At 71.0% G+C, this 15,906-nt stretch carries 14 protein-coding genes; 12 read left to right on the forward strand and 2 right to left on the reverse strand.

The window, feature by feature from the left end:
• Positions 1-17 precede the first annotated feature (17 nt).
• Complete coding sequence (locus tag DGO_RS16090) at positions 18-1,217, forward strand: AI-2E family transporter (RefSeq protein WP_014695615.1); 1,200 nt, start codon at positions 18-20, stop codon at positions 1,215-1,217.
• A gap of 27 nt (positions 1,218-1,244) precedes the next feature.
• Here the strand turns inward: DGO_RS16090 and DGO_RS16095 are convergent, their stop codons facing one another.
• Positions 1,245-2,525 (reverse strand): AMP-binding protein, encoded by a 1,281-nt coding sequence (locus tag DGO_RS16095; protein ID WP_014695616.1) that lies wholly within the window; start codon positions 2,523-2,525, stop codon positions 1,245-1,247.
• Between the two features lie 150 nt (positions 2,526-2,675).
• Between DGO_RS16095 and DGO_RS21790 the strand changes: the two genes are divergently transcribed.
• From DGO_RS21790 to DGO_RS16125, 6 genes are all read left to right on the forward strand, one after another.
• The gene (locus tag DGO_RS21790; RefSeq protein ID WP_145975441.1) at positions 2,676-4,802 is read left to right on the forward strand and encodes an ATP-binding protein; all 2,127 of its coding nucleotides are present in this window, start codon (positions 2,676-2,678) and stop codon (positions 4,800-4,802) included.
• A gap of 141 nt (positions 4,803-4,943) precedes the next feature.
• Positions 4,944-5,723 carry a ThuA domain-containing protein gene (locus DGO_RS16105; RefSeq protein WP_043804166.1) on the forward strand — a complete coding sequence of 260 codons (780 nt, stop codon included), beginning with the start codon at positions 4,944-4,946 and terminating at the stop codon, positions 5,721-5,723.
• Positions 5,720-6,751 (forward strand): Gfo/Idh/MocA family protein, encoded by a 1,032-nt coding sequence (locus DGO_RS16110; protein WP_043804168.1) that lies wholly within the window; start codon positions 5,720-5,722, stop codon positions 6,749-6,751. The genes DGO_RS16105 and DGO_RS16110 overlap by 4 nt, the downstream gene beginning before the upstream one ends.
• Before the next feature lie 99 nt (positions 6,752-6,850).
• Positions 6,851-8,251 carry a factor-independent urate hydroxylase gene (gene pucL, locus DGO_RS16115; RefSeq protein WP_014695620.1) on the forward strand — a complete coding sequence of 467 codons (1,401 nt, stop codon included), beginning with the start codon at positions 6,851-6,853 and terminating at the stop codon, positions 8,249-8,251.
• On the forward strand, positions 8,248-8,619 hold the full coding sequence (uraH, locus tag DGO_RS16120; protein ID WP_043804170.1) for a hydroxyisourate hydrolase: 372 nt from the start codon (positions 8,248-8,250) through the stop codon (positions 8,617-8,619). Before pucL ends, uraH begins: the two co-directional genes overlap by 4 nt.
• Positions 8,620-8,687: 68 nt before the next feature.
• Positions 8,688-9,392, forward strand: a complete 705-nt coding sequence (locus DGO_RS16125) for a Nif3-like dinuclear metal center hexameric protein (protein WP_043804173.1) — start codon at positions 8,688-8,690, stop codon at positions 9,390-9,392.
• An 11-nt stretch (positions 9,393-9,403) separates the two neighbouring features.
• Here DGO_RS16125 and DGO_RS21290 read toward each other — a convergent pair whose 3' ends face one another.
• Positions 9,404-10,414 (reverse strand): GGDEF domain-containing protein, encoded by a 1,011-nt coding sequence (locus tag DGO_RS21290; protein ID WP_050920940.1) that lies wholly within the window; start codon positions 10,412-10,414, stop codon positions 9,404-9,406.
• A gap of 292 nt (positions 10,415-10,706) precedes the next feature.
• On the opposite strand from DGO_RS21290, the gene DGO_RS16135 reads away from it, so the two are divergent.
• The 5 genes from DGO_RS16135 to DGO_RS16160 all read left to right on the forward strand — a co-directional run bounded on the left by DGO_RS16135 (position 10,707) and on the right by DGO_RS16160 (position 15,875).
• Positions 10,707-11,072, forward strand: a complete 366-nt coding sequence (locus DGO_RS16135) for a hypothetical protein (RefSeq protein ID WP_014695623.1) — start codon at positions 10,707-10,709, stop codon at positions 11,070-11,072.
• A complete protein-coding gene (locus DGO_RS16140) occupies positions 11,069-12,844 on the forward strand; it encodes a putative bifunctional diguanylate cyclase/phosphodiesterase (protein WP_050920941.1) in 1,776 nt (591 codons plus the stop codon). The genes DGO_RS16135 and DGO_RS16140 overlap by 4 nt, the downstream gene beginning before the upstream one ends.
• 65 nt (positions 12,845-12,909) lie before the next feature.
• Positions 12,910-13,944, forward strand: coding sequence for a GGDEF domain-containing protein (locus tag DGO_RS21295; RefSeq protein ID WP_014695625.1), 1,035 nt, complete (start codon positions 12,910-12,912; stop codon positions 13,942-13,944).
• A gap of 360 nt (positions 13,945-14,304) precedes the next feature.
• Complete coding sequence (locus DGO_RS16155; protein ID WP_014695626.1) at positions 14,305-14,865, forward strand: helix-turn-helix domain-containing protein; 561 nt, start codon at positions 14,305-14,307, stop codon at positions 14,863-14,865.
• Positions 14,866-14,930: 65 nt separating this feature from the next.
• Positions 14,931-15,875 carry a DMT family transporter gene (locus tag DGO_RS16160; protein WP_014695627.1) on the forward strand — a complete coding sequence of 315 codons (945 nt, stop codon included), beginning with the start codon at positions 14,931-14,933 and terminating at the stop codon, positions 15,873-15,875.
• Positions 15,876-15,906: the final 31 nt, after the last annotated feature.

Below are 15,906 nucleotides of genomic sequence, written 5' to 3' on the forward strand. Positions count from 1 at the left end.
CACGGCAGCATGCGGGGATGACCGCGCCGCCGCCTGCTCCTCCCTTCGCCGCCCTGAGACGGCTGTGGACCTGGCCGCTGTTTCAGCTGGCCGTGGTCCTGCTGCTGCTCTGGGGCCTGCTGCGGGTGATGGGCGAGGTGCGCGCGGTGCTGCTCAGCGTGGCGGTGGCCTACCTCATCGCGCACCTCACCAACCCGGTGCTGCGCTGGCTGTCGGCGCGGCGCGTGCCCCGGCCGCTGGGCATCACGCTGCTGTTCCTGGCGCTGCTGGGGCTGCTCGCCGCCCTCTCCCCCCTGATCGTGACGACGGCGCGCGAGGTCCAGAGCCTCGCGGCGCAGGCCCCGCAACTGCTCGACCGCCTGAACGCCGAGCTGCGGTCCCTGAGCGCGCACTCGCCGCTGCTGGCCGGCGCACAGACCCAGCTCAGCGACTGGATCACCCAGAACGCCCATACCCTGCCCGCCCGGCTGAGCCGCTCGGCGGGCGAGCTGCTCTCGCCGCGCGGGGCGCTGGTGAGCGGCGTGCTGGGGGCCTTCGGGCTGCTCGGGCACGCCTTCATCACGCTGGTCATCAGCATCTACATGATGGCCATCTACCCGCAGATCGGCCCCTTCCTGCTGCGGCTGCTGCCCCTGCGCTACCAGCCGGGCGCGCTGGAACTGAGCGGACACGTGGGGCGCGCGGTCGGCGGCTACTTCCGGGGGCAGATCACGGTGGCGCTGATCCTGGGGGCGCTGCTGGCGGCGGGCCTGACGCTGCTGGGGGTGCCCTCGGGGCTGGCGGTGGGCTTCCTGGCCGCGCTGCTGAACATCGTGCCGTACCTGGGCGTGGTCATGTCGCTCATCCCGGCGTTGCTGCTCGCCCTGCCGCTGGGCGGCCTCAAGGTGGCGCTCGTGGGGCTGCTGTTCCTGGCGGTCAACCAGCTCGAGGGCCACGTCATCTCGCCGCGCGTGGTCAGCCACAGCACCAACCTCTCGCCGCTGGGGGTGCTGCTCGCCATCCTTTTCGGGGTCGAGCTGTTCGGCATTCTGGGGGCCATCGTCGCCGTGCCCTTCGTGGCGCTCGTCAAGGCACTGATGGAGGCCTACTACTACCCCAGCGCCGGCTACCGCGCGGGCGCTGGGGCGGGCGGCCCGACAGCGACCGGCGAGGGCCGGACCGTCGTCGCGTCGGCCGCGCCCCCGTCCGCCGCCGGACCGGGCCAGCCGCGCGCCTGAGCCTGGCGCCTGGGCCTCTTGCCGCCCCTACCGCGCCGCCCGCAGGTCGGTCACGCGGCGCAGCTTGCCGCCCTCGCTGCGGGCCAGGGTGCCGGGCGGGCACAGCTCGCAGCGCACGGTCACGCCCACCTGCGCCTTGACGAGCCGTTCGATTTCGGCGCGCAGGGAGCCGCCCAGCTCCAGGCTCTCGACGTGCAGGGTCAGCTCGTCGAGCACCCCGGTGCGCGTCAGGGTGACGTGGTAGTGCGGGCTGACCTGCCCCAGCCCCAGCAGCACGGCTTCGAGCTGGGTGGGGTACACGTTGACGCCGCGCAGGATGATGAGGTCGTCGCTGCGGCCCCGGATCTGGTCCATGCGGCGCACCGTGCGTCCGGTGGCGTTCCCGCCGGGCAACAGGCGGGTGATGTCGCCGGTCCAGTAGCGCAGCACCGGCATGGCCGTGCGCGTCATGCTGCTCAGGACGAGCACGCCCCATTCGCCGTCGGGCAGGACCTCGCCGGTCTCCGGATCGAGAATTTCGGGATAGAAGTGGTCCTCCCACAGGTAGCTGCCGCGCTGCTCGGCGGCGTCCTCGCCGCTCACGCCGGGACCGATGATCTCCGAGAGCCCGTAGATGTTGGTGGCCCGCACGCCCAGGCGCGCCTCGACCTCGGCGCGGGTCTTGTCCGACCAGGGCTCGGCGCCCAGCACGGCGTATTTCAGGGGAATGTCCTCCGGGCGGTGGCCGCGCGCCGCCAGGGCGTCGGCGAGCACGAGTGCGTAGCTGGGCGTGCAGGCGATCACCTCGGGACCCAGGTCCTCGATGAGCGTGACCTGCCGCTCGGTCCCCCCGCCCGACACCGGCACGGTCGCCAGCCCCAGGCGCGCGGCGCCCGCGTGGGTGCCCAGCCCGCCGGTGAACAGACCGTAACCGTAGGCGTTGTGAAAGACCATGCCGGGCCGCGCGCCCGCCGCGTACAGGCTGCGCGCCACCACCTCCGCGAAGATCTCCAGGTCGTTGTCGTCGTAGGCCACCACGGTCGGCTTGCCGGTCGTGCCGCTGCTGGCGTGCATCCGGCGCAGCTCTGTCCTGGGAACCGCGCACAGCCCCAGCGGATAGTGGTCGCGCAGGTCGCTCTTGCGCGTCACCGGAAAGCGGGCGAGGTCGTCCAGGCGGCGCAGGTCGCCGGGAGTGACGCCCGCCGCCGCGAACTTGGCGCGGTAGGCGGGCACGCGGTCATGTTGCCGGGCGACCATCTCCTGGAGGCGGGAAAGCTGCCAGGCACGCAGGTCGGGCAGGGGCATGGCTTCGCGGTCGGGTTGGAACATGGAGCCTCCGGGGCGAACAGGGAAGCGCCGCGGAGGCCGGGCGCGCAGGACGTGGGCCGCCGGGCGTCGCCGGAGCGCCCGGAGGGAATAAAGGCAAAGCCGCTTCGGGCGTCAGTCTACAGCGGCCCACCGGCCGCTATGCTGGCCCCTATGTCCGATCCGGCCGACCCGTCCTCCGCCCCTTCTGCCGCTCCGGGCGACTTTCTGGTCACGCCCTGCCTGATCATGACCGGCCAGCTGGCCGCCGCACAGACGGAAACCGAGATCGTGGCTGCCCTGGCCCCGGCCGCCGAGCTGCTGGGCCTGACCCGGCTCACCCCGCTGTGGGCCGACCACGATGGCCTGCGTCCCCTGCACGGCGGCGACAGTCCCGACCCGGCGGCGCTGGGCCTGGCCCACGCCGCGCTGATTCATGGGGAAGAGCAGCGGGCTAGCGGCCTGGCCGCCTGGCCGCTGGCCCGCACCGGTCCCGCGCAGGGCGTTCTGCTGGCCGAAGGGCTGGCGGGCAGCGGGGCGGGGCCGGGGCCACTGCTGGAGGTCCTGGCCACGCACTGCGCCGCCGCCCTGGACCGCGTGGCGCGGCTCGACACCCTGTGCCGCCGCGACGAGCAGCTGCGGCAGCTCGCCGAGTACAGCCCCGTGGGCCTGGTCATCGGCTGGCCCGACGGCCGCATCGAGGAGGTCAACGGCACCTACCTCGCCCTGCTGGGCTACACCCGCGAGCAGTTTCTGGCCGGAGAGGTCGGCTGGCCGGGCCTGCACCCCGCCGGAACGGCGCAGGGAGAAATCCACACCGCCGTCACCGAGGCGCTGCGGGACGGGCAGTCGGGGCCGCACGTCTCCTCGGCCCTGACCCGCACCGGCCAGCCGGTTCCGCTGAGCGTGACCCTGCGGCGACTGGGCACCCCCGAGCAGCCCCAGATCGTGGCCTATGTGCGCGGCCTGCAGGCCCAGGCGGCCGAGCCGGCCCTTCCGGAACCCGTCACGTCGCCGGGCGACCTCGTGCGTCAGGGCCAGCAGGAGCTGGACGTACGCGCCGAGGCCCTGATGAACCAGCACGCCGAGCTGGCGGTCCGCACGCGCGCGCTGGACGCCTTCGCGCTGCTCTCGCGCGACCTCGTGCTGGAAACCGACCGCTACGCCCTCGTGCGCCGCGCCCAGGAGATCACGCTGGACCTGCTGCCCCCCGGCTACGCGGTGTACTACGAACCCGAGGGCCAGCTGTGGCGGCTCAAATCGCAGGTGGGCGAGCTGGGGCACCCCGACCTCCAGGGCGTGGTGGACGCCGGACTGCCGCTGGACAGCGCCCAGAATCTGAACCTGCCGTGGCGCACCGGCCAGCCGCTGTACCAGGACACCTACGACACCGACACCGACCAGCTGGGCGAACTCGTGCGCCACATCGGCGCGACGGCCAGCCTGCCGGTCATGCTGGACGGGCGGCCGGTGGGCGTGTTCGCGGTGGCCCTGTTCGGGCAGCGGCGCTGGTCGGTGACCGACCGCACCGTGATGGAGACCGCGACTTTCAACCTGGGGCTGGCCCTCGACCGCGCGCGGGCCATCGGCGAGGTGGCCACCCGCACGGCCGAGCTGGAGCGCAGCAACGCCGAGCTGGAACGCTTCGCCTATGTGGCCTCGCACGACCTCCAGGCCCCGCTGCGGGCCATGACCAGTTTCGCGGACCTGCTCGCGCACCGCTACGGCAAGACGCTCAACGAGCGCGGGCAGCTGTACCTGCAACAGATCTCCGAAAACGGGGTCCACATGAAGCGCCTCGTGGACGACCTCCTGAGTTTCTCGCGCCTGCACACGGGCCGCCTGGACACCGAGGCCTGCGATTTCGGAGCGCTGTTCGACCAGCTGCGCCTGCGCCTGCACGACGAGATCGTGGCGTTGGGCGCGCAGGTCACGCGCGGGCCGCTGCCGGTCGTGCCGGGCCTCGCCGCGCAGCTCGACCAGCTGCTGCAGAACCTCGTGCAAAACGGCCTGAAGTACCACCGTGAAGGCGTGCCCCCCACGGTGGAGGTCAGTGCCCGGCGTGAGGGCCGCGAATGGATCTTCGCCGTGAAGGACAACGGCATCGGCATCGAGCCGCAGCACTTCGAGCGCATCTTCGTGATCTTCCAGCGCCTGCACGGCCGCGAGCAGTACGAGGGCACCGGCATCGGGCTGGCGATCTGCCAGAAGATCGTCGAGGGCCACGGCGGGCGGCTGTGGGTCGAGAGTGCGCCCGGCGAGGGGTCCACGTTCCTGTTCACCCTGCCCGCACAGCAGTGACCGGCCCATGCCCGGCCGACCCCCGCCGGGCATGGACGGGGCGGGGGCTGTACGCCGGGCTCTGAATCGTTCTAGACTCGGCAACGCATCACGAATCCGCCCTGCCTTCTTCCTGCTCCCGTGCAAAGGATGGTCCCTGTCATGACCCAGTCTGCCCCCTCGCCCCGCGTCACCGTCTGGAACGAATTTCGCCACGAACACGAGAACCCCACCGTCCGCGCCATCTACCCCGACGGCATCCACATGGCGATCGCCGAGGGCCTGCGCGCCCAAGGCGTCCAAGAGGTGCGCACCGCCACCCTCGACGAGCCCGAACACGGCCTGACCGACGAGGTGCTGGCCCAGACCGACGTGCTCGTGTGGTGGGGCCACAAGGCGCACGGCGACGTGTCGGACGCGGTCGTCGAGAAGGTCGTGCAGCGCGTGTGGGACGGCATGGGCCTCGTCGTGCTGCACTCGGGGCACTTCAGCAAGGTCTTCAAGCGCCTGATGGGCACCTCCTGCGACCTGAAGTGGCGCGAGGCCAACGACAAGGAGCGCCTGTGGGTCGTGAACCCCGCGCACCCCATCGCGCAGGGCGTGGGCGAATACATCGAGCTGGAGGCCGAGGAGATGTATGGCGAGCACTTCGACATCCCGGCCCCCGACGAACTGATCTTCGTGAGCTGGTTCTCGGGCGGCGAGGTGTTCCGCTCGGGCTGCACCTTCACGCGTGGCAGCGGCAAGATCTTCTACTTCCGCCCCGGCCACGAGACCTACCCCACCTACTTCCACAGCGGCGTGCGGCAGGTCATCGCCAACGGCGCGCGCTGGGCCGCCCCGACCGCCAGCGCCCCGCGCGCCTTCGGCAACCGCCAGCCGCTCGAAACCCTGCCCGAGGACAAGCAGGCCGCCGAGCGCTCGCAGGAAGGCTTCCGTTGAGCGCGCCCGGCACGGGCCTGAACGTGGCCATCGTGGGGGCCGGGGGCATCTCGCAGCGCCACTTCGAGGGCTACGGGCTGGCCGGCGCCAAGGTGGTGGCCTTCGCCGACCCCAGCGCCACCATCCGCGAACTGCGTGAGGCCGAGTGGCAGGCGCGCGGCTACGCCAGCTTCGAGGAACTGCTGGAGCGCGAGGACGTGCAGGCCATCAGCATCTGCACGCCCAACGCCTACCACGCGCCCGCCGCGCTCGCGGCCATCGCGCGCGGCGTCCACGTGCTGTGCGAAAAGCCCCTGTCGCTGGACCTCGCCGCCTGCGACGCCATGATCGACGCGGCGCACGAGGCGGGCGTGGTCCTCCAGACCGGGCACCACCTGCGCTCCAGCCCCCTGGTCGCCACGGCCAAGCGGCTCATCGACGAGGGCCGCATCGGGCGCATCACGTACATGCGGCTGCGGCAGGCCCACGACTGGGGCGGCGCGGCGCAGGTGCGCGGGGCCTTCGGGAGCCTCGCGGCGTCGGGGGGCGGCACGCTGCTCGACAACGGCTGCCACATGATGGACCTCGCGCGCAACTTCGGCGGCGACGTGCAGACTGTCTTCGGCCTGATGGACACCCTGAAGTACGACATTGAGGTCGAGGACACGAGCGTCGTGACCCTGCGCTTCGAGAGCGGCGCCCTGGGCAGCGTGGAGAACGCCTGGACCGCCACCGGCTGGGAGGAGAGCTTCGCGGTGTACGGCACCCTGGGCGCGCTGGAATGCAGCAACCGCCTGGGCAAGGCCAGACTGCGCTTCGCCAACCGCGAGGGCGGCGACACCGGCTGGGCCGACCTCGACGAGTCGTGGTACGAGTTCAACGGCAACGACAGCGGCCACCGCCGGGGCGTGGTCGCCTTCGTGCGCTCGATCGTCGAGGGCACCCCGGTCACCTGCACGGGCGAGGACGGGCGCGAGAGCGTGCGGCTGGTGCTCGCCGCCTACGAGAGTGCCCGCAGCGGCCAGACGGTGCGGCTGAGCCTGGACTGAGGGCAGGATAGTTTGGGGGAAGGAACATCAGCGTTCCTTCCCCCCACTTTTTCCCTGGCCCGATACCGGACCCTCCCCTGCCCTCTTTCAGGAGCCCCCATGTCCCCCCACCCATCCCCCACCCCCCGACCCCTGGCCGACCTCAACGCCCTGAGCGAGGACGCCTTCGCGCGGCACTTCGCCGGGGTGCTGGAACATTCGCCGCACTACGCGCGCGTGGCGGCCCGGCAGCGGCCCTTCGCCGACGCCGAGGCCGCCGCGCGCGCCTTCATGGATGCCGCGTGCTCGGGTACACCCGAGGAACAGCTCGCGCTGATCCGCGCGCACCCGGACCTCGCGGGCAAGGCGGCGCTGGCGGGCGAGCTGACCGCCGAGAGCGCGGGCGAGCAGGCCTCGGCGGGGCTCGACCGCCTGAGCCCAGAGGAATACGCCGAGTTCGGGCGCCTGAACGCGGCCTACCACGAGAAGTTCGGGCTGCCCTACGTGGTATGCGTGCGCGAGAACGACAAAGCCAGCATCTTCGCGGGCGCGCGCCGCCGCCTGGAGCACACGCCCGAGCAAGAACGGGAGGCCGCGCTGCGCGAGATCGGGCGCATCGCGCGGCTGCGGGTGCTGGACCTGATAACATCCCGCGACATGAGCGAAGCCCCCCGCGTGAAGGTCCGGCTCGGCGAGAACAATTACGGCAAGGCCGACGTGCAGCTGTTCAAGGTGTTCCGGGACACGCCGCGCCACGAGGTCCGCGACGTGCGGGTGCGGGTCGCCATGACCGGCGATTTCGGGGCCGCGCACGTGGACGGCGACAACACCGGCCTGCTCGCCACCGACACGGTGCGCAACACCGTCTATGCGCTCGCCAAGACGGGGTTCGCGGGCAGCGTCGAGGAGTTCGGCAAGGAACTCGTGCGGCACTTCGTGGCGGCCGGGCCGCGCGTGCAGGGCGCCTTCGCCGAGTTCACCGAGCACCTGTGGTCGCGCATCGAGGTGGACGGGCAGGGCCACGACCATTCCTTCGTGCGCCAGATGCCCAAGCACACCGCGCGGGTCGAGGGCGACGGCCAGACCTTCAGGGTCACGTCGGGGATCGAGGAACTGTATGTCCTCAAGACGACCCGGAGCGGCTGGGCCGGCTATCTGCTCGACGAGCCCTACACCACCCTGCCCGAAACGACCGACCGCGTCATGGCGACCTTCGTGACCGCGCGCTGGGAGTACGCCGTGGCCGGGTGCGACTACGACGACGTGTGGGCGCGCGCCTACCGGCAGATTCAGGAGACCTTCACCGACCACTACTCGCCCAGCCTCCAGAACACGCTGTACCGTCTGGGCGAGGCCGTGCTGGACCGCTGCCCCGAAATTTCGCGGGTGTGGTTTCAGTTGCCCAACAAGCACCACCTGCCGTACAACCTGGCACGCTTCGGGCTGGAGAATAACGGCGAGATCTTCCATGTGGACCCCGAACCCTACGGCCTGATGGAAGGCTGGGTCGAGCGCGCGTGAGCGGCGCGGCGACGGGGGCGGGCGGCCTGAGCACCCATGTGCTCGACACCGCGCGGGGCCGCCCGGCCCAGGGGGTGCGCGTCGAACTGTTCGGTCTCGAGGGGGAAGGGCGGCGGGCGCTGGCCGAGGCCGTCACGAACGCCGACGGCCGCACCGACACCCCCCTGATCGCGCGGGGCGAGCTGCGCGCGGGCACCTACGAACTGAGCTTCCATGTCGCGCCGTATTTCAGGGACTTCGGGGCCGCCGCCGATCCGCCTTTTCTGGACGTGGTGACGCTGCGCTTCACGGTGGCCGACCCGGCAGGGCACTACCACGTGCCGCTGGTGGTCACGCCCTGGTCCTACAGCACCTACCGGGGCAGCTGAGACCCGGGTCCGGGCAGACCGCAGCCGCGCCCACAGCCCGCGCCCCGGCGCTGCCCTACAGTGCCTGCATGCCGACCCTGACGGACTTGGCCGCCTGGCTCGGGCGGCGACTGCAAGAAGACCGGACCGTATGGCGGCCAGGCACCCCCGGCGCGCCGGTGCGGCGGCTGGTGCTGGCCCTGGAGCCGGGCGACCTGCCCCCCACGCCGCCCCCCGGCGAGGCGGGCGCGCTGTTCGTTCACCGGGCCTTCCGGCTGGGGGAACGCTGGCCGGCGTGGCCGGTCCTGACCTCGCACGACGGCTTCGACCGCGCCCTGACGACCGGCGAGAACCCGGCCCTGGCCGCGCGCCTGGGTTGGGCCGCGCCGCGCCCCCTGCACTGGAAGGGCCCTGGGGACCGGAGCGCGGCGACCGGCATGGTGGCCGACCCCGGCCTGCCCTGGCCCGAGCTGCTGGCCCAGCTGGACCATGAGTTTGGCGGCCACGAGGCCCTGGTTCCCCCGGCGGACCCCGGCGCACCCGCCCGCGTGGCCGTCATGAACGCCATGCGGCCCGAGCTGCTGCGCGAGGTCCACGGCCGGGGCGTGGGGGTCTACGTGACCGGGCAGCTGCGCCCCGGCGCGGTCGACACGGCGCGCGGGCTGGGGCTGGGGGTGGTGGCGCTGGGCCACCGCCGCAGCGAGGTCTGGGGCCTGCATCAGCTCGCCCGCGAACTGCGCGCCGCCTTCCCCGAACTGGACACCACTGTCCTGGGCGGCCGGGACCCGGGCTGAACTCCTTGCCCTCAGGCGCGGGCCAGCCGCTTGCGGGCGTACATGGCCTGATCGGCGCGCGAGAGCCAGCTGTCCGGCGACTCGCCGACCTCCCGCCGCGCCAGGCCCATGCTGGCCGCCGCGAGCGGAAAGACCCGGCGGACCCCCGTCAGGACGGCAGTGAGCCGGGCCTGCATCTGGGCTTCGCTGGTGTCCGGCATCAGCAGCGCGAATTCGTCGCCGCTGATGCGGTAGGCCCGGCCCCCACCCTGCCTGAAGCCCTCGCCGAACAGCTGCAGCAGCTGATCGCCCGCCGCGTGCCCGTGGGTGTCGTTGACCTGCTTGAGGCCGTCGATGTCGATGACCGCCAGCAGGAAGCCGGCCGCCGCCCCCGCCAGATCGTCCTCGAGCGCGCGGCGGTTGTGCAGGCCGGTCAAGTGGTCGCGGTGGGCCAGTTCGCGCATCAGGCGGCTGCGTTCCTGCTCGTGGGCCAGCTCGTCGCGCGCCCGACTGAACGAGTGGAGCACCGCGAGCAGCGTGCCGTGCGCGAACAGCAGGGTCAGGGGGAGGCCGACGCCCTCGTACGGCCCGGACGACGACGCGCGCGTGGCCCAGGCGTGCGGCAACGTGAGCCCGATGAACAGCGCCAGGCTCAGCGAGGCGAGTCTCAGGGCCAGCCTGGAGGGCCACTGCAGAAACAGGAACACGTAGATGCTGGGCAGGTGCAGGCTGGCCGCCAGCAGCACCATCCCGGACGCCGGATGGTCCGGCAGCACGTACAGCGCCGTCGTCCAGGAGAACAGCAGCAGCGTGATGTAGACCTGCGGCGCGGCCACCAGCAGCAGCCCGCGCAGCCGCGCCGGGCCGAAAAGCGCCAGGAGCCCGAAGCACAGGATCACCAGCAGGATCGCCGCATAGACCGGGGCGCTCAGGTGAAGGAGGCGCAGCAGCAGCAGGCCCACCGCCGCCGACACCGCCGGCATCCACAGCAGCAGGCGGAGCGGGTCGGTCAGCTGCAGCTGGGTGCTCGCCCGGCGAATCACCGGACCGCCGGGCGATGAGAGAGATGAAATCTTCTAGGTAAACGTCGAGTCATTTATTGCTGCCTACCATAGCCCCTGCGGCCTCTCCCCGCTCTGACAATGCCTCTTCGTCGAAAGGGTGAATCTTAATGCAACCCGGGCCTGGACCTGCAAAAGATGAAGGCCACGTCAGGGGCCGGTACGAAGAATGCCCGGCGCAGCGCGCGCCCCTTGTGATAGGCATTAGGCAGTTTTCCCGCCTCCGGCGCGTCCGGTCTTCTTTCCACCTCTTTCCCCAGAACGAGGCCCAGCGATGCGTTCATCCGACCCTGAAGCGAGCCCCAACCCCCACCTCCTGGCCCTGGAGGACATCGAGGCGCTCCTGAGCCGCAGCGCCGTCCTGCACTGGGAAATCGGGGCGCGCAGCCGGATCATGAACCTGCACGACGGCGACGATGTGGGCGGCATCCAGACGGAGGACCTGCTCGCCTGCCTGCCCGGCCGCTACCGGTCCCTGGCCGTCCGGTCCATGATCCGGCTGTTCCTGCGGGGCGGCTTCCTGGACTTCGAGGGCCCGCTGACCCTGGCCTCGGGCAAGGTCTTGTGGGTTCAGCTCACGGCCTACCGCACGCTGGCCGGCGGCCCCCCCCGAAACTGCGCGGGCTGCTGCGCGACGTGACCCAGCGGCACGACGAGCGCACCCAGCTTCTCGAGCAGCGGGGGCTGCTGCGCGCCCTGATGGAACAGACCCTCGTCGGTATCTCGATCAAGGACCGCCAGGGCCGCTTCATCCTCTCGAACTCGGCGGTGCGCGATTTCGCCTCGCCGCGCGACGGCGTGCTGATCGGCAAGACGAACGCCGACCTCTTCCAGCAGGAACTCGCCCAGTTCGCCGCGCAGCTCGACCAGAGCGTTCTGGCGACCGGCGAGGCGGCGGTGAGCGAGATCGACCTCGGGGCCGAGGCGAACCACCGCAGCCTGATGATCAGCAAACTGCCCTACTGGCAGGGCGAGCAGCTCAGCGGCACCGTCACCTTCACCGTGGACGTGACTGCCCGGCGCCAGCTCGAGCGCCAGCTCACGCAGCACTCGGCCGAGCTGGAGGCGCGGGTGCGCGAACGCACGGCCGAGTTGCAGGCCATCAACGACCGCCTGCACTACGCCGCCATGCACGATACCCTCACCGGCCTGCCCAACCGTACCCAGCTCGCCGAGTGGACCCTGGAACTGCTGGGGCGCGCGCCCTGCCCGGACGACCAGCCCCTGTTCGGACTGCTGCTCATCGACCTCGACCACTTCAAGCGCATCAACGACCGTTTCGGACACCTCGGCGGGGACTCGCTGCTGCACGCCCTGGCCCAGCGCCTCGTGCAGAGCCTTCCGGCCGCACGGATCTGCCGGCTGGGCGGCGACGAGTTCGTGGTGCTGCTCGGCGACCTCAACGATCCCGAAGCGGCCGTCCATATCGCCGAGGAACTCCTGACCGAACTGCGGCGGCCCTTCACGCTCGACGGGCGCGAGGTGCAGATCGGCATGAGCATCGGCGTGACCTTCGCCTGGACCCGCCACGCCCGCCTCCAGGACCTGCTCGACGAGGCCGACATGGCGATGTACACCGAAAAGCGCAGCAGCCGCCATGTCCGGGTCTTCGAGCCCTGGATGCGTGAGCGCCACCGCCTGCTGCAGGACATTCAGGACGACCTGCCCGGCGCGGCCGAGCGCGGTGAGCTGTCGGTGGTCTTCCAGCCGGTGGTGGACCTGCGCCGCCGGAAGGTGCAGGGGGCCGAAGCCCTGGTGCGCTGGCGCCACCCCCGCCACGGCCTGATCGGGCCGGCCGAATTCATTCCGGTGGCCGAGACGCAGGGGTACATCACGGCCATCGACCTGTGGGTGCTGCGTGAGGCGGCGCGTCAGCTGCTCCCCCTGATCCGCACGGGGCAGATCCATCAGATCGCGGTGAATTTCTCGGCGCAGCATTTCTCGACCCCGGATTTCGTGGGACGGATCCAGGCGGTGCTGCGCGCGACCGGCCTGCCCCTGAACGCCCTGGTCGTCGAGATCACCGAGAGCATGTTCATGGAAAACCACCAGACGGCCAACCTCGCCCTGCGCGAACTGATCCGTCTGGGGGCCTCGGTGGCGGCCGACGACTTCGGCACCGGGTATTCCTCGCTGGCCTACCTGCAGCGGCTGCCGCTGCGCACCATCAAGATCGACCGGTCCTTCGTGGCGACCTCAGCGCAGCACACCGGCATCGTGCGCTCCATCGTCGAGATTGCGCACACCCTGAACCTGCGCGTGGTCGCCGAGGGCATCGAGACGCCCGCGCAGCTCGGGGTCCTGCGCGACCTGGGCTGCGACTTCGGCCAGGGCTACCTGATCGCGCGGCCCATGTCCGTCGACGACCTGAGCGTCTGGCTGCGCGACTGGGACGCGGCGGCGCTGACCTGACACCTCCTGGCGGCCGGGCCGGACCCGTCCAGAGATCTGTCAGGCACGCGAAGGTAGGGTGAGGCATGGCCGAGCCTTCACGCACCGCGCCCCCGAACGCACGGCGACGACAGTACCTGCTGCTGTCGCTGTGCGTAGCGGTCATCCAGGGCGTGATCCTGCTGCTGTCGCTGCCGACCCTGAGCGTCACGGCCCTGCTGCCGGCCCTGGGCCTGGGCATCACGCTGGTGCTGGCGGGGCTGCTGTGGCAGCCGAAGATCACGCAGACGGTGTTCAGCCACGTGGTCCTGGGCCTGGGCAACCTGTGGGTGCTGACCGGGCTCGCGCTGCACCTGAGCGTGGACCCCACGCCCCTGAGCACCCAGCTCATCGGCAGTCTGGGGCTGGGGGTGCTGGCCTACGCATGGTTCTCGTTCCCGGTGGCGACGGCCTGGACCCTGGTCGGCGCGCTGCCGGTGATGCTCGCGGGATTCGCGCGCCCCGGCGAGACGGCCGCCACCCTGCAGGGCGCGCTGGTGCTGCTGCTCATCGCGGCCATGAGCCGCTCGGGCCGGCAGCTCATCCAGGAACGCGAGCGGGTGGCCCTGCTCCAGAACCTCGCCTACCGCGATCCCCTGACCGGCCTGCACAACCGCCGCGTACCGGTGGAGGAACTCGAGCGGCTCATGGCGCTGCGGCCGGTGCCGACCGACGTGTCGGTGATCATCTTCGATCTCGACCACTTCAAGCGCATCAACGACAATTTCGGCCACCTGCGCGGCGACGACGTGCTGACCTACGTGGCCGCGCTGCTCACGCGCCAGCTACCCGAGGGCACGCTGCTGTGCCGCTGGGGCGGCGAGGAATTCCTGGCGATCCTCTTCGGACTCAGGCGCGCGCAGGCGCAGGACGCGGTCGCCCGGGTCCTGGCGGACATCCGCCGTATCCAGATCAAGGGACTCGACGGCCTGAGTTGCAGCGCAGGGGGCGCGATGCTCACCGAGGCCCCCGGCGTGCGCGAGGTGCTGCTGCTCGCCGACCACCGGCTCTACGCGGCCAAGGCGGCGGGCCGCGACCGCGCCTGCTGGGACCTGCCCCCGGGACCACCGGGCGCGGGCTAGGCCGTGTCGGCTCAGGGGACCCCCAGCCCGACACCGGGGCAGGTCGCGGCAGGCCAACCGGACTGACCCGCGCCCGGAGGGATGCAGGACCAGAACTCAGCGGCGTGAAGGCCAGGGCAAGCCGCCGACCTCTGGCCTGAGCGGCGGGGAGCGGCACGAACCGAAAGCCCCGCAGCCACGGCCAGAAACGGGCGCTCTCGTCCGTGGAGGACGGCGGCAGCCGCGAATTCCTCCTGATCCCCCTGGTGGGAGACGAAGGCCCCGGCGTCACCGGTCCGGGAACGCATCTCCATCCCCATGGCCCTCAATGAGGGGAGCGCAATCTTGCGCTCATTCCTATAGTGCAATATATTGCACATCATGGCGGACGACCTCGATCACGCCCTGCGTACCCTGGCCGACAATCTCCGGTATCACCGCGCCCAGCGGGCGTGGACGCAGGATGACCTTGCGCAGGCTTCCGGGGTCAGTCGCCGCATGATTGCCGCCCTCGAAGCCGCACGGAACAACGTCAGCCTCTCCACGCTCGACCACCTCGCCCAGGCGCTGAGCCTCACCTTCGCCGAACTCGTCTCTCCGCGTCTGTCCGCCGGTACAGGGCAGGTTCAGCGCGGCGTCACCCTCTGGACCTCATCCCACTTGGGTAGCCAGGCCGTCCTCGTCAATACGGCTCCCGCCCGGCAGGGGACCGAACTCTGGCATTGGCACCTCGGTCCCGGGGACCACTATGTCGCCGCGCCCGATCCGCAGGGCATGACGGAGCTTCTCTACGTCCTCCATGGCGAACTCACGGTCGAGTTCACGGACCGGCAGGTTCGCCTGGAGGCCGGCGATTCCCTCACCTATCCGTCCGATCAGCCCTACACGTACCGCAATACCGGCCCCGCCCCGACCGGATTCATCCGGAACGTCACCCACTGAAGGCGCCGCTGCCTTTTCCCCTCGCAGCGCACGGGGGAACCCCGCGCCATGCCTCAAGGAGCCGTATGCGCTTCAGTCGACAAGAACTGCTGCTGGTCCTCATCACGATGATCTGGGGCGGCACCTTCCTCGCGGTCCACCACGCCCTGGCCTACACCGGACCCCTCTTTTTCGTCGGGCTCCGCTTCCTGATCGCCGCAGTCCTGCTGACGCTGCTGACCTTCCGCACCCTCGGACGGCCCACCCGAACGGAGCTGGGCGCAGGTGCGCTCATCGGCGCGGCGATCGGGGCGGGGTATGCCATGCAGACGACCGGGCTCCAGACCATCCCGAGCAGCACCTCGGCGTTCATCACGGCCCTGTATGTCCCGCTCGTCCCCCTGTTGCAGTGGCTGTTCCTGCGCCGGCCCCCTTCGCTGATGGCCTGTGTCGGCGTCGCCCTGGCGTTCGGCGGCCTGCTCCTGGTCGCGAATCCGGAAGGAACCGCCTTCGCTTTCGGGGCAGGGGAATACTGGACCCTCGCGAGTGCCGTGGCCATCGCCCTCGAAATTCTCCTGATCAGCGCCTCTTCTCACCGTGTGGACGCGCGGCGCGTGACGGTCGTCCAGCTTCTGGTGGCCTCCGGGCTGTCCTTCCTGGCGATGTGGCCCGCCAGGGAACAGGTGCCCGCGTTCTCGTGGGCCCTGGCCGTGACCGTGCTGGTGCTGGGCGCCGCGAGCGCGCTGATCCAGTTCGGGATGAACTGGGCACAGAAGACCGTCTCACCGACACGCGCCACGGTCATCTACACGGGCGAGCCTGTCTGGGCGGGCCTCATCGGCCGCGTCGCGGGAGAGCGCTTGCCGCTGGCGGCCTTGTTCGGGGGACTGCTCATCGTGCTGGGCGTTCTGGTGAGTGAGCTGCCCTTGCCCGTCCGGCTCCGGCTCCGCCGCCTGCCGCTTCGCCGGCGCCACCGGACGGAGGGACCAGGGACCACCTCTGCCATGCCCCCGGGAGATCCCCAGCCGTAATTCGTTTGCTCCTGACCCGCAAGCACCTGGC

It is taken from the genome of Deinococcus gobiensis I-0 (genome assembly GCF_000252445.1).
In the GTDB taxonomy this organism is placed as follows: domain Bacteria; phylum Deinococcota; class Deinococci; order Deinococcales; family Deinococcaceae; genus Deinococcus; species Deinococcus gobiensis.

Coding starts and splice junctions, on each gene's coding strand:
- DGO_RS21295 (WP_014695625.1), top strand. CDS start 12,910: ATGGCCGAGCCTTCACGCACCGCGCCCCCGAACGCACGGCGACGACAG.
- pucL (WP_014695620.1), top strand. CDS start 6,851: ATGTCCCCCCACCCATCCCCCACCCCCCGACCCCTGGCCGACCTCAAC.
- DGO_RS16090 (WP_014695615.1), top strand. CDS start 18: ATGACCGCGCCGCCGCCTGCTCCTCCCTTCGCCGCCCTGAGACGGCTG.
- DGO_RS21790 (WP_145975441.1), top strand. CDS start 2,676: ATGTCCGATCCGGCCGACCCGTCCTCCGCCCCTTCTGCCGCTCCGGGC.
- DGO_RS16135 (WP_014695623.1), top strand. CDS start 10,707: ATGCGTTCATCCGACCCTGAAGCGAGCCCCAACCCCCACCTCCTGGCC.
- DGO_RS16125 (WP_043804173.1), top strand. CDS start 8,688: ATGCCGACCCTGACGGACTTGGCCGCCTGGCTCGGGCGGCGACTGCAA.
- DGO_RS16160 (WP_014695627.1), top strand. CDS start 14,931: ATGCGCTTCAGTCGACAAGAACTGCTGCTGGTCCTCATCACGATGATC.
- DGO_RS16095 (WP_014695616.1), bottom strand. CDS start 2,525: ATGTTCCAACCCGACCGCGAAGCCATGCCCCTGCCCGACCTGCGTGCC.
- DGO_RS16105 (WP_043804166.1), top strand. CDS start 4,944: ATGACCCAGTCTGCCCCCTCGCCCCGCGTCACCGTCTGGAACGAATTT.
- DGO_RS16155 (WP_014695626.1), top strand. CDS start 14,305: ATGGCGGACGACCTCGATCACGCCCTGCGTACCCTGGCCGACAATCTC.